Genomic DNA, 13,150 nt, shown 5'->3' on the forward strand with positions numbered 1-13,150 from the left:
AGCGGAGCCGTCGCGTTTTGTCATCGTGCACCGCCGCCCGCCCCGCTGGCCACGGACCCGGAGGTCAGCCCCGCGGAGCCATGGCGTAGGTGGCGGTGGCGTAGGCCAGGGCCGCCGACATTTCCTTGAGCAGGTCCGCGTTGGTGTTGCTGATGGTGTCGCAGGCCTTGTGGTAGCACGAATCGAGGTCCTTGCCGGCCGTGCCGCCGTAGGCCTGCACCTGGGCCTTGGTCTTGGATTCCACATCGCCGGTGAACAGCCCGCCGCCGGGAATCCCGGCCCGCAGGAACGGTTCGTAATCGGACCCGCCGTCGAAGGGTGTGGTCTCCGCCGGCAGCGAATTGGCCTCGAAGAACCGGAACAGGACGTCCTCCAACTCCCGGGAGCCTTTCGGCCCGGCCTCCTCGAAATCCGAACCGTCGCCGTCGTGGATGGACCTTACGCCGTTCGGCGAGGCTGCCATGTCCACATTCAGGTACAGCGCCGTCCGGCGGACGTCGGCCGCACTCAGCTCGTCCACGTAATGCCGCGAACCGTCGAGGTCATCCTCTTCGGCGCCCCAGAACGCGAACCTGACCCGGTTCGCCGGCGTGATCCCGGACTCCTTCATCCATCGCGCGGTTTCCAGCACGGCCGCGACGCCGCTGGCATTGTCGTTGATGCCAGGGCCGTTTTCCACTGAATCCAGATGGGCGCCCACCACAATGGTGTTCTCGGCGCTGCCCTCCGTGTCGGCAAGAATGTTGAACGTCTCCACGCGCTCGTCATCGGGCCGGTGGGTAAACGTCTGCCTGACCGGGGTGTAACCGGCCGCGCGCAGCTGGTCCTCGACGTAGCGGGCGGAGTCCTCATAGCCCGAGGTGCCGGAGGCGCGGTTGCCGTCATTGTCATCAGCGACACGCTGCAGCGCCTCCATGTGCTCCACCAGGCCCCTGCCTTTGAACTCCTCCAGCACCGTTCGCGCGTCGACCGCACTCGCGGGGCCCAGCCGTGGAGCAGCCGCGCCGGGGCCGGCGGACGTCGCGCCGCTGCCAGGGGTGCTGGTCACTTCCTCGGGCAGGAAATCTGGCCGCGCGCCGGCCGCGGACTCGGACGTGCAGGCGGTTGCCGACAGCAGCAGAACGGCCAGGACTGAAGGAAGTACGTGCTTGCGCAGATTCAACATGCTTGGAAACCCGTCGTTAGTCGGTTTCAGCTCGGGTGTTCGGGACGCTCGCCACTGACCGTTGGTAGGCCGCGGTCATCATTGAACCTCGGATTCCACTATCAGTTGCGACCATTCTTGTGGAATCCGCTGTATCTTCAATAGCGCCTGCCTGTGAAAATGCTGTGCGAATCGCTTGGCGCCGCTGCACGGCAGGATGGCCGGACGACGGTTCGCCTGCAGCGGATAGCTCCGCGGCGTCACGGCCAGGCGGATAGACTGGCAGGCACTATGGATGACCCTCCCTCACATATGCCCTTGCCCCTCAACTTCCTGACCGGATTACCGGCCACCGCAGGAGAGGGGCGCCCGAATGTATGAATGGATCATGATAGGCGTCGGGCTCGTGCTGACAGTCGGCACGGGAATGTTCGTTGCCTCCGAATTCGCCCTGGTCAACCTGGACCGCAACGACCTTGAGGCACGCCAGGCGCGCGGCGAAAAACGGCTGGCGCCGACCATCAAGGCCCTCAAGATCACGTCGACGCACCTCTCCGGCGCGCAGCTCGGCATCACGTTGACCACCCTGCTGACCGGGTACACGTTCGAGCCGGCCATCAGCAAACTGCTGAGCGGACCGTTGACGAGCGCCGGTGTCCCCGAGGCCGTTGTCCCGGGCGTGGGCGCCGTCATCGGCATCTTCCTGGCCACGATCTTCTCCATGGTGATTGGCGAACTCGTCCCCAAGAACTTCGCCCTGGCGCTGCCGCTGGCCACGGCAAAAGTGGTGGTTCCGTTCCAGACGCTGTTCACCACGGTCTTCAAGCCCGTGATTGTCCTGTTCAACAACACGGCCAATTCCATCATCAGGTCCTTCGGCATTGAACCCAAGGAGGAGCTCTCCGGCGCACGCAGTGCCGAGGAATTGAGCTCCCTGGTCCGCCGCTCCGCGCTGGAAGGCGTCCTCGACCAGGACCACGCTGCCCTGCTGCACCGGACGCTGCGGTTCTCGGACCACAGCGCCGCCGACGTGATGACCCCCCGCGTGCGGATGGCGACGATCGGAGCCGAGGACACGGCCGAACGGATCGTCAGCCTGGCGACCGCCACCGGTTACTCGCGCTTCCCGGTGATCGGCCGGGACCGGGACGACGTCATCGGTGTGCTGCACGTCAAACAGGCCTTCGCGGTGGCCCTCGACGGCCGGTCGGGCGTCTCGGCGTCCGACCTGATGATCGAGCCGCTGCGGGTGCCTGAGTCCATGGGCGTCGACACCCTCCTGGGTCTCCTGCGCCGGCAGGGCCTGCAGGTGGCGATAGTCTCGGACGAGCACGGCGGCACCGCCGGCATCGTCACGCTCGAGGACCTGGTCGAGGAAATCGTCGGGGAACTCGAAGACGAACACGACCGTGCCCGCACCGGCGTCGTGCGCACGGGCCGGTCGCTGACCTTTGATGCGTCCCTCCGGCCGGATGAGCTCCTGGACCGGACGGGCATCACCGTCCCGGACGGCGAGGAGTACGACACGATGGCCGGGTTCGTCACTGACCGGCTGGACCGGATCCCCGAGCTCGGCGACGAGGTAGCCATCCACGGCGGAACGCTCCGCGTGGAACGCGTGGTGGGGACGCACGTCGAGCGGCTCCGGTTTACCCCGGACGAATCCACGGAACCCCCGCAGAGCGCCCATGACCGGATCATCGACAATCTCACGCAGGAGCTGACCCATGAGTGAATATCTGCCAGGCATCATCTGGCTCGTCGTCCTGCTGGTTGTTAACGCCTTCTTTGTCGGTGCTGAATTTGCCGTCATCTCCGCCCGGCGTTCGCAGATCGAGCCGAAGGCCGAGGCCGGCAGCAAGGCCGCCAAGACCACCCTCTGGGCGATGGAGCACGCCACGCTGATGCTGGCGACCAGCCAGCTGGGCATCACGGTGTGTTCCCTGGTCATCCTGAACGTCTCGGAACCGGCGATCCACCACCTGCTGGAGATTCCCCTGGGCCTGACCTCCCTCTCGGCCGAGACGATCGGCATCGTTGCGTTCGTCGTCGCCCTGCTGCTGGTGACCTTCCTGCACGTGGTGTTCGGCGAGATGGTGCCGAAGAACATCTCCTTCTCCGTTCCGACGCGGGCGGCGCTGCTCCTGGCCCCGCCGCTGGTGCTCGTGGCCCGTGTTTTCAAACCGGTGATCTGGACCCTGAACGGCATCGCCAACTCGATCCTGCGGCTCTTCAAAGTCGAGCCGAAGGACGAGGCCACCAGCGCCTACACCCTGGACGAGGTTGCCAACATCGTGGAGCAGTCCACCCGGGACGGGGTGCTGACGGATACCAGCGGGACCCTGACCGCGGCCTTCGAGTTCACGGCCAAGACGGTCGCCGACGTGGAAGTGCCGATCGACTCGATGGTGCTGCTGCCCTCGACGGCCACCCCGGCTGACATCCAGCGGGCGGTCGCGGTGCACGGCTACTCCCGTTACATCCTCACGGACGACGACGGCGCCCCCACCGGCTACCTGCACCTCAAGGACGTTATGGACCTCACGACGCCGGCCGCGTTCAGCGAGGCGGTACCCGCCAAACGGATCCGGAAGCTGGCCTCGGCCTTCAGCGGCAGCGAACTCGAGGACGCCCTGGCCGTGATGCGCCGCACGGGAGCCCACGTGGCCAGGGTATTTGACGCCCATGGCACAACAACGGGCGTGCTATTCCTCGAGGACATCATTGAGGAACTGGTCGGCGAGGTGCAAGATGCCACCAGCGCTTAAAATCCCCAGACCACCTGAAGTACCGGACCGAACCGGCCGCGGAGGCCGGATCCTTCACGGAAGTTGAGCAACATGACCGTTTCTCCCCTTATCTGGGCCGTCACCATTGCCGTGATCCTGGCCTTGCTGGCTTTCGACTACTTCGTCCACATCCGCAAGGCCCATGTACCCACGCTCAAGGAGGCCGCCGCGTGGTCGGCGCTCTACGTGGGCCTGGCTGTCGCCTTCGGTGTCCTGGTGTGGATCTTCGGCGGCACCGAGATGGGGTCGGAGTACTTCGCCGGCTACATCACCGAGAAGGCACTCTCGGTGGACAACCTCTTTGTCTTCCTGATCATCATCGCAAGTTTCCGGGTCCCCCGCGAAGACCAGCAGAAGGTGCTGCTCTTCGGCATCATCTTCTCGCTGATCGCCCGCACCGGGTTCATCCTGCTGGGCGCCGCGCTGATCAATTCCTTCGCGTGGGTGTTCTACATCTTCGGACTGATTCTGCTGATCACCGCTGGCAACCTGCTCCGGCCGGACGCCCACGGCGAGGACCAGGCCGATAACTTCATGATCCGCATCGCCAGGAAGTACTTCCACACCACGGAACACTACGACGGGGACAAGCTCTTCACGATCCAGAATGGCAAGAGGGCGCTGACGCCGATGCTGCTGGTCATGGTGGCCATCGGGGGAACCGACATCCTGTTTGCCCTGGACTCAATCCCGGCGATCTTCGGCCTGACCCAGAACGTCTACATCGTCTTCACCGCCACGGCGTTTTCCCTGATGGGCCTGCGCCAGCTGTACTTCCTGATCGACGGGCTCCTGGACCGCCTCATCTACCTCGCGTACGGCCTGGCGGTCATCCTTGCCTTCATCGGCGTCAAGCTCGTGCTCCACGCCCTGCATGAGAACAACCTGCCGTTCATCAACGGCGGCCAGCCGGTTCCCGTCATCGAGATCACCACGGCCACGTCCCTGACCGTCATTGTTGGGGTGCTGGTCCTGACCGTGGTGGCGTCGCTGCTGAGCAAGGCCGGCAAGGCACAGACCTCCATCAACAATGCGCGCCGGCACGCCGTCAATTACCTTGACCTGGAATACACCGCTGACTCGGCGGAACGTGAGCGTATTTACCGGATGCTGACCGATGAAGAGTCCCAGATTCTGGCCATGGATCCGAAGTACCGGAACAAGGCCAAGGACATTGACAAGATCCGGGCGCTGGTCGCGGAAGCGCACCGGCAGCACGAGGAATACCTCGCACGTTAGGTGCCGGGCCCGGCAGGGTCTCCGGCCCGGCTCCCTGGCCCGTGCTCCGTCCCGTGCGAAATCAGGCGGCGGGGCCGGCCGGGGAGTGCTCCCCGGCCGGCCCTCCGCAGGCCTGGGTGATGGCGGCCTGCAGCCGGGCCAGCACCTCAGCCGGCTGCCCCTCGGCGGGGATGCTCGTAAAGCCGGGGAATTCCGGGAGGGATCGGTAGGCCTCGCTTAAGGATTCAAGGTCTTCGAGCCGCTCGGAGTCCGTGCCCCGCGCCAGGATCCGTGCATGCGCCACGCGCGGGTCAATGTCGAGGTAAATGAGCAGATCGGGCCGGGGGAGCGCGCGGATCAGGAACGGCAGCACGCGGCCCCGGGGCAGTCCATGCATCCGGCGCAGCGCGAGCTGGCAATGCAGGTCCCGATCCATGACCACCAGGCCGTGAAATCGCCTGGCGCGGCGGTGCGAATTCAGAAGGTTGAACGCCCGGACTGCCGTTTCAATAACGTCCGCCAGCCGCGGGGGCAGGTGCACCCCGAGCCTGGCGCCAATGAGGGCCATCTGCCGGCGACCGGCATAGTTGCCGAGAAACAGGGCGCCGTTCCCCGCCTTGCGGGCGGCATCAACCAGGCCGCGTGCCGCCGTCGTTTTTCCTGAACCGTCTATTCCGGTGAGCACGATCAGCAAGCAGTCTCCTTTGGTGGGGTGGGTGTTGGCCGCTACCCACCCAACGAATGGAAGCGCGGGCTTGATCCCCGGGCCGGGGCCGTCCGCGGCGCCGCGGTCAGAGATTGTGCGCCAGCAGTTCGAGCCCGATGACCACCAGGCTCAACACTACTTCGGCGAACATGATCAGAGCTTTGTGGCGGAACGGCAGATCGAGCCGCCGGATCGCGAGGTAGCCGACGACGAGGAGTGTCACCACGAGAACGACGGTTGCCCACTGCAGTGCCACGGCAGTCGACCAGAGTCCGAAGCCGGCCGCCGTGAGGAGCAGCAGCGGAGTCACCAGGACGCTGAGGGACTCGGTGCTGACGGCGATCATGTGCTGCAGTTCCTGGCCGCTGGGGAGCTGCGCATGGACCGTGAGGTGGCTCAGCAAGTCGGCGACGAGGATCCCCAGCAGGGAACCGATGACCACGATGCTCAGCGTTACGGCCGCCGCAGCGGGCGTCGTCTCGTCTGCGTGGCTCCGCAGGGCCAGCACCACAGCCAGGCTGGTGAAGCTGATGTAGACGCGTTCCTTGAGGCTCGCCGCGCGGTGGACGGCAGACAGCTCACGCCGCCCGGTCGGTTCGATTGCACTCATCGGGGGAGTCCTCTCTGTGCGTGGGACGGGATCGTCAGGTGCCGGGAGCCCGGTACCCGACCTCCGCGGCCATCCGCAGGGCGTCCAGCGTTTCGTCGACGGTCAGCAGGACCGTTGTTTCCAGCGAGCTCAGTGCTCCGCCTCCCGTGATGGCCAGCGCCACCGCCGCCATGGACACGTTGTCCGGGGCCTCCCACAGGTTGTAGCCGTCGTGGCTGCCGAAGGCGTACCACAAGCCGTGGAGCTTTCCCCCGACCGATTCGATGTAGGCCTCGGCGGCTTTGCCGCGGTCTTCCGGGTTCCGGATCATCCTGGCCCAGGTCTCGGGGGTATAGCTGAACTTCGACAGATAGAGCGGCATCGTCTTTCCCTTTCGTTCGCTTCCGGGAGTGCGGATTACCCAAGGATGGCAGTCCTCTGCCGGGCCAGCAATGGCCCACGGCCGTCAGGGAGGTGGCCGGGGGACGGGCGGATCAGGTGCCGCGGCTCTCCAGATGTTGGACCAGCGCGTCAAGGATCGGCAGTTGGCCGCTGACCAGCTTGGCGCGGGCCGCCTCCACTCCGATCCACCTGGCGTCGTCGACTTCGGGGTAGTTGCGGACCATGCCGGATCCCTTCGGCCATTCCAGGGCAAAGGTGTTGCTCACGATCCTTTCGGGAGCGAAATCGGACTCGGCCGTGAAGACCGTGATGACCTTTCCCGAGGGCTGCCGGAAGGCGCCGAGGTCGTGGTAGTCGGCGGAGGGTGCAGGAGTCCCCATTTCTTCGGCGAACTCGCGTTCCGCGGCGGCCAGCGGGTCCTCGCCGGGAAGGTATTCGCCCTTGGGAATCGACCAGGCGCGGGCGTCCTTGCGCGCCCAGAACGGTCCGCCCATGTGCGCTATCCACACCTCAAGGTCGCCGCCGCCAACGCGGCGGTACAGCAGAATGCCCGCGCTCCGGACCGTCATTGACCGGCTCCTGCCCGGAGCGGCCCGGGGTCCCCGTCGCGCCCCGCACCCGCGCCCCCGGCCGGGAGGAACTGGCGGTTCCGGATCCGTGATTCGCCGAACTCGATGGCCAGCGGGCTGATGGGCCACGGCCCGCGGCCCCTCGACTTGGGGCGGCCGACGGCGATGTGCGGCGTCCAGCGGGGGTACCTGAAACCGAGGGCGCGTGAGCCGAGGATAAAGTCATCGACGTTGTCCACCAGCAGCTCTTCCAACAGTTCATGCAGCGCCGTCACAAGGGAGACCTGGTAGTCCCGCACATGCGGGGGCACTTCCACTTCCAGCCCGCTCACGCGCCCGCCGCCCAGCAGGACCAGGCGCTCGGACGTACCGGAGAAGCCTCCCAGCACAGGCAGCCCCTCCAGCCAGGAGACCGCCGCGGCGACGGCGTCCTCGGCGGTGGTGATGCCCCTGGTCCACTCCGCGACGTCCCGGGCGAAGTCCGCCAGGATGCCGAGGTGCAGCAGGGTCAGGTGCAGTCCCTGCTGCCTGCGCAGCGCGTCGACCTGGCCGCCCAGTCCCTCGTAGTCGGACGGTCCGGAGCCGATGGTGAGCACCGGGACTTCCACCGTGATGCGCGGCGGCGTTTGCATTCGGCCCCTCCCGTCCGCAGTGGCTGCTGGCTCTCGCTGTCATTATCCTCCCGGCCGGCCAACCTGGCAGGTCGAATGTGGCAGGTCGAATGTGGAAGGCGCCGTGGCAGGCACCGTGGCACAATAGCCCCGTGAGCAGCCCCATCCAGCCCCAGACCGGACCCGACGACACTGCCGTGGCGGGAATGGCCGCGGCGGGGATGCCGGCCGCCCCGGCGCATCCACAAATGCGGCTCAATATCGCTGCCCTCGAAAACAACATCCGCGTGATGGCCTCCTGGTGCGGGCAGCGGGGCGTGGAGCTCGCCCCCCACGTCAAGACAACGATGTCCGCGCCGATCATCGCCCGTCAGCTGGCTGCCGGCGCCGTCGGCGTCACGGTCGCCACCCCCGACCAGGCCGCCTCGGCGCTGGGCTGGGGACACCGGCACGTTCTGGTGGCCAACGAGGTCGTCGACCGGCACGGCCTGATGCGCCTGCGCTCCTGGCTGGAGGAAGACTCCGGGCGGGAAATCCGATGCTTCGTGGATTCTGCCGCAGGTATCGAGGCGGCAGCCCGGGTGTTCGCCGGGTCCGCCGTCAGCCTTGAGGTGCTGATCGACGTCGGGACACCGGCCGGCCGCACGGGAACCCGGAGCCTCGACGAGGCACTTCGCCTGGCCGGGCTGGTCCACGGAACGTCCGGCCTCCGGCTCGTCGGTGTTGCCGGCTACGAAGGGGTCGTGCCCAACAGCCGGTCGGAGGCCACGATCGACGCCGTGGACCGGCACTGCAGGCTGGTGCGGGAGGTGTTTCTGGGCACCGCGCAGTACTTCGAGACCGCCGCCCCCATCTACTCCATGGGCGGGTCCGCCTTCCCGGACCGCGTCGTGGCGTACCTGCCGGACGACGGCCTGGTGCCCGGTACCCGGACAATCCTCCGGTCCGGCTGCTATGTCACCCACGATCACGGCACCTACGCCAGCGTCAGCCCGGTGCCGGGCCTGAGTCCCGCGCTTTCGGTCCGGGCCGTGGTCCTGTCCACGCCCGAGGCGGGGATGGCCGTCGTCGGGGCCGGCAAACGGGACCTTCCCTACGACGCCGGGCTGCCGGTTTTCCTGTCGGCCCACACCGCGGACGGCGCCCCCAGGGACGGGGCAGCCGCCGTGGTGCGGAACCTGTTTGACCACCACGCAGTCCTTACCGGGGTGAGCGGACTGGATGTCACCGATGTGGTCGACTTCGGGATATCCCACCCCTGCTCCGCCTTTGACCGCTGGCCCGAATACGTCGTTACCGACGGCGACGGGCATGCCACCGGGGTGTGGAGCACGGACTTCCACCGGTCCTCCCTGGCGGCGGGCCGGCTGCCGTGATCTGCCGCCGTTTCCAGTGACCTTGGGGCGGCGCTACCTGCCCGGTGCGCGGAGGAGGCCGACAGCCCGGAACAGCAGGAGCCGGACGGACTGGGAAGCGGACTCCAGCCGGCAGGGCCCGTTCCAGATGATGAAGTTCGCGTAGCGGTGCGCCCCGAGCCGGCCGGCGATCCGAGCGGCCGCGTCCCGGATCGCGTGCAGGTCCCCAACCGTCAGGGGTAGAGGAGATTCATCGGGGTGCCAGGTCGAGCCGAGCGGAAAGTCCCGGAACGGACGGGCCGACATTTCGATGTGGGCGCCAAGAACCACGCTGACCGGATGTGCCGCGCTGAAGTCGCAGAGGGCGCGCAGCGAATCCTGGAAGGCCGGAAAATCCTGCACATAGAGCCGGCCGGGATAGACCGTGTCGCCGGTGAGGAGCATGCCCGTGGCTTCGTCATATATGGCAACGGCGGAGGGATGGTGACCCGGCGTCGGTATCACGTCAAGCACCCGGCCGCCGAGGTCAACGCGGGCCCTGCCGCGGGGCCAGTTGGGGATCCCGAAGAACGAGGCAACATCCGCGGCGGAATGTCCCACGACGCTGGTGCGGGGCCGGTCTGCGAACTGGCCGTCCCCGGCGACGTGGTCCCCGTGGGCGTGCGAGTGGGCGACGATGAGTTCATAACCGTCCCTGGGGTGTGCGCGCAGCCAGCCGTCGATGAGGGTGTCCACTGTCGCCCGGAGCGGAAAACCGGTGGCGTCCGCCGTCGCGCCCGTATCAAGAAGGAAGGCACGGTCCGCACCGAACAGCAGGTAGAGGAAGGGTGCCTCGAAATTCGTCGCGATGCTCTGCCGGAGGATGACCGTGTCGGGCGCGGCCGGGTGCACCTGGATCGGCGGGGCCGCGCCGCGCCGGCCGGACCTCGTCCCCGCGTACCAGCGCACGTCAAGATCGAGTTCCGTCACGGCGCTGGTTGTCCGTTCGCGGCGTCCGTGGCTGACGTGGTTTCCCCGGACCCGGCGGCGCCGGGGGAGTTGACGATTTCGTCGGCGTGCGCCGCAATCCAGGTCACCAGCGGAAGCAGCACGGCAACAAGCTCCCGGCCACGTTCGCTGAGGCTGTAATCGACCCTGGGCGGGATGACCGGCTGGGCCTCGCGATGGAGGAAGCCGTCCCCTTCCAGGGTTTTAAGGGTTTGGGCGAGCATCTTCTCGCTGATGCCTTCGGCGCGGCGTCGAAGTTCGCTCCAGCGCTGCGGGCCGTTCCACAGCGCGACCAGGATCAGCACGCCCCATTTGCTGGAGACGTGATCGAGGACCGTGCGGCTGGGACAACCGGCGGGGAAGATCCCATCTGCGCCCTGCAGGGGAGGCAGGACCGCCTCTGTACTTACTTTCATAGCAGTACCTTACTTCAAAGTGCGTACTCTCTTTCGGGAAGTAACGCGGTCGCGGTGCAGTTGGCATGCATGTCAGCCATCCCCGTGAAAGGACCATCATGACCATCGTTATCACCGGCGCCACCGGACAGCTCGGGCGCCTTGTTGTTGAAGCCCTCCTTGACAGCGGCGTGCCCGCGGGGCAGCTTGTGGCCGCCGGACGGGATCTGGCCAAGGTCGCAGACCTCGCCGGCCGTGGCGTCCAGGTCCGGCAGATCGATTACCAGGACCCGGCCTCCCTGCGGCGGGCCTTTGCCGGTGCCGGCAAGGTGCTGTTGATCTCCGGCAGTGACGTCGGCCAGCGTCTTGAGCAGCATCGGAACGCCATCGAGGCCGCCAAGGACGCCGGCGTCGGGCTGATCGCCTACACCAGCATCGCGAACGCCGACCGCACGGACATGCAGCTGGCGGCGGAACACCAGGCCACGGAAGAGGCCCTGTCGGCGTCCGGTCTGCCGTTCACCCTGCTCCGCAACGGCTGGTATCTGGAGAACTACACGGACCAGCTGGGCAGCTACCTCCAGCACGGCGCCGTGGCCGGCAGCGCCGGGGACGGCCGGGTCAGCGCGGCCACCCGCGCCGATTATGCCCGCGCCGCCGCGGCGGTGCTCGTCCGCGATGACCAGGCCGGGAAGGTTTACGAGCTCGGCGGCGACGTGCCCTTTACCCTCAGCGAGCTGGCGGAGGAAGTCAGTGCCGCCGCCGGGCAGCCGGTGACCTACCGGGACCTGCCCGTGAAGGAATACGCGGAGCTGCTGGTGGGCGCCGGACTGCCCGCCGGCTACGCGGCCATCCTTGCCGACAGCGACCGGGGCATCGCGCACGGTGAACTGCTCGTCACCAGCGGTGACCTCAGCAGGCTCATCGGCCGGCCCACAACTTCCCTGCGCGAGGCAGTAAGGGCGGCTACGGCGCGTTGATGGCTTGCCGGGAAATCCGCCCGGCCCGGTCCCGGACCCCGGCCCCGTAGCGGACGCCGGCCACCTCCCGGACGGCCCCGTCCCGGACCCCGGCCCCGTCCCGGGGTCCGGTGCGGGTTCGGCGTTCCCTGAGGAAATAGACCAGGCCGGCGGCGGCCGTGGAGGCTGCGGCGAGAGCGAAGAGCCCCGGCGTCACGCTTCCCGTCTGTTCCTTGATGATCCCGAACCCGAAGGGCGCCACGAAACCGCCCAGGTTTCCCAGCGAGTTGATGACGGCGATCGCGGGAGCGAGGACCAGCGGATGGAGGCCGGACTGGGGAATGGTCCAGAACAGGGGCGATGCGCTCTTGAAGCCCATCGCGGCGACGGACAGGAAAACCAGCGCCAGGACTGGGGACGCGACCGCGGCCGCGAGGGTCCCGGCGGCGGCCACCAGCAGCGCAACAGCCAGCAGCGGGCGCTTGGAGGTTGCTTTGTCCTGCCACCGGGCCGCGAAGTACATGGCAACGATGGCGCACACCCAGGGAATGGAGGACAGGAAGCCGACACTGAGATCCGTGGTTCCCGGGATCCGCCTGATGATGCTGGGGAGCCAGAAGGTGTTGGCGTAGACGGAGAGCTGGATGGCGAAATAGATGCCGCACAGCAGCAGGATCTGCGGGTCCAGCAGCATCTTCCAGCGGCTGGCACGCCCTTCCCCGGCGCCGGAGTGCCGGGCGTCCTCTTCCGCGATGGCAGCGCCCAGGGCGGATTTTTCACCGCGGCTCAGCCACTTGGCGTCCTGAACCGTGGCGTCCAGCACGAAATACACGGCGATCCCGACCACCACGGAGAGCAGGCCCTCGAAGCCGAACAGCCACTGCCAGCCGCGCAGGCCCAGAACGTCGTGCAGGCTGAGCAGCATTCCTGCGACGGGCCCTGAGATGGCGGCGGCGACTGAGGATCCGGCGATGAAGATCGCCGTGGCCTTGCCGCGCTGGCCCGCCGGCACCCAGCGGGCAAAGTAGAAGATGACCGCTGGGAAGAATCCGGCCTCGGCGGCGCCCAGCAGGAACCGCAGGACGAAGAACCAGGTCTCGTTCTGCACGAACGCCATCAGGAAGGAGACGATGCCCCAGCTGACCATGATCCGGGAGAGCCAGATCTTCGCCCCGAACTTCTCCATCATGACGTTGCTGGGCAGTTCAAAGATTGCGTAGGCGATGAAAAACAGTCCGGCGCCAAGACCGTAGGCCGCAGCACCGATGCCCGCGTCTGCTTCCAGCTGGGCCTGGGCGTAGCCGATGTTGGACCGGTTGAGCTGGTTGCACACGAGCATGACCAGCATGATGGGCAGCACGCGCCGGAAGAACTTCTTCGTGGCGGTGGCCAGATCCGTGACAGCGGTGTCCGCAGACTGCATCCG

14 protein-coding genes are annotated in these 13,150 nt (G+C 67.1%); 5 read left to right on the plus strand and 9 right to left on the minus strand.

Annotation, left to right across the window (positions count from 1 at the left end):
- Positions 1-64 precede the first annotated feature (64 nt).
- Positions 65-1,165: a M20/M25/M40 family metallo-hydrolase gene (locus AC06G6_RS08830; protein ID WP_479828249.1), complete on the minus strand. Its 1,101-nt coding sequence runs from the start codon at positions 1,163-1,165 to the stop codon at positions 65-67.
- 352 nt (positions 1,166-1,517) lie between these two features.
- Between AC06G6_RS08830 and AC06G6_RS08835 the strand changes: the two genes are divergently transcribed.
- The 3 genes from AC06G6_RS08835 to AC06G6_RS08845 all read left to right on the plus strand — a co-directional run bounded on the left by AC06G6_RS08835 (position 1,518) and on the right by AC06G6_RS08845 (position 5,172).
- On the plus strand, positions 1,518-2,879 hold the full coding sequence (locus AC06G6_RS08835) for a hemolysin family protein (protein WP_479828251.1): 1,362 nt from the start codon (positions 1,518-1,520) through the stop codon (positions 2,877-2,879).
- A complete protein-coding gene (locus AC06G6_RS08840) occupies positions 2,872-3,912 on the plus strand; it encodes a hemolysin family protein (protein ID WP_479828253.1) in 1,041 nt (346 codons plus the stop codon). Before AC06G6_RS08835 ends, AC06G6_RS08840 begins: the two co-directional genes overlap by 8 nt.
- 72 nt (positions 3,913-3,984) lie before the next feature.
- The gene (locus tag AC06G6_RS08845) at positions 3,985-5,172 is read left to right on the plus strand and encodes a TerC family protein (protein ID WP_479828257.1); all 1,188 of its coding nucleotides are present in this window, start codon (positions 3,985-3,987) and stop codon (positions 5,170-5,172) included.
- A gap of 61 nt (positions 5,173-5,233) precedes the next feature.
- Here AC06G6_RS08845 and AC06G6_RS08850 read toward each other — a convergent pair whose 3' ends face one another.
- The 5 genes from AC06G6_RS08850 to AC06G6_RS08870 all read right to left on the minus strand — a co-directional run bounded on the left by AC06G6_RS08850 (position 5,234) and on the right by AC06G6_RS08870 (position 8,049).
- Entirely contained in the window at positions 5,234-5,836 is a 603-nt protein-coding gene (locus tag AC06G6_RS08850) for a nucleoside/nucleotide kinase family protein (protein ID WP_479828604.1), read from the minus strand.
- Positions 5,837-5,942: 106 nt separating this feature from the next.
- Entirely contained in the window at positions 5,943-6,467 is a 525-nt protein-coding gene (locus AC06G6_RS08855) for a hypothetical protein (protein WP_479828259.1), read from the minus strand.
- Between the two features lie 34 nt (positions 6,468-6,501).
- A complete protein-coding gene (locus AC06G6_RS08860; RefSeq protein ID WP_479828260.1) occupies positions 6,502-6,828 on the minus strand; it encodes a GYD domain-containing protein in 327 nt (108 codons plus the stop codon).
- A gap of 112 nt (positions 6,829-6,940) precedes the next feature.
- Entirely contained in the window at positions 6,941-7,417 is a 477-nt protein-coding gene (locus tag AC06G6_RS08865; protein WP_479828262.1) for an NUDIX hydrolase, read from the minus strand.
- Positions 7,414-8,049: a hypothetical protein gene (locus AC06G6_RS08870; protein WP_479828267.1), complete on the minus strand. Its 636-nt coding sequence runs from the start codon at positions 8,047-8,049 to the stop codon at positions 7,414-7,416. The genes AC06G6_RS08865 and AC06G6_RS08870 overlap by 4 nt, the downstream gene beginning before the upstream one ends.
- Positions 8,050-8,180: 131 nt before the next feature.
- Between AC06G6_RS08870 and AC06G6_RS08875 the strand changes: the two genes are divergently transcribed.
- Positions 8,181-9,404, plus strand: coding sequence for an alanine racemase (locus AC06G6_RS08875; protein WP_479828271.1), 1,224 nt, complete (start codon positions 8,181-8,183; stop codon positions 9,402-9,404).
- A 33-nt stretch (positions 9,405-9,437) separates the two neighbouring features.
- Here AC06G6_RS08875 and AC06G6_RS08880 read toward each other — a convergent pair whose 3' ends face one another.
- On the minus strand, positions 9,438-10,352 hold the full coding sequence (locus tag AC06G6_RS08880) for an MBL fold metallo-hydrolase (protein WP_479828274.1): 915 nt from the start codon (positions 10,350-10,352) through the stop codon (positions 9,438-9,440).
- Positions 10,349-10,786, minus strand: a complete 438-nt coding sequence (locus tag AC06G6_RS08885) for a winged helix-turn-helix transcriptional regulator (protein WP_479828278.1) — start codon at positions 10,784-10,786, stop codon at positions 10,349-10,351. The genes AC06G6_RS08880 and AC06G6_RS08885 overlap by 4 nt, the downstream gene beginning before the upstream one ends.
- Before the next feature lie 98 nt (positions 10,787-10,884).
- Here AC06G6_RS08885 and AC06G6_RS08890 point away from each other — a divergent pair, with 98 nt between their 5' ends.
- Complete coding sequence (locus tag AC06G6_RS08890; protein ID WP_479828284.1) at positions 10,885-11,745, plus strand: SDR family oxidoreductase; 861 nt, start codon at positions 10,885-10,887, stop codon at positions 11,743-11,745.
- Here the strand turns inward: AC06G6_RS08890 and AC06G6_RS08895 are convergent.
- On the minus strand, positions 11,732-13,147 hold the full coding sequence (locus AC06G6_RS08895) for an MFS transporter (protein WP_479828287.1): 1,416 nt from the start codon (positions 13,145-13,147) through the stop codon (positions 11,732-11,734). The two genes, AC06G6_RS08890 and AC06G6_RS08895, sit on opposite strands and share 14 nt — an antisense overlap.
- Positions 13,148-13,150: the final 3 nt, after the last annotated feature.

The organism is Arthrobacter sp. CJL-S3 (assembly GCF_056711635.1).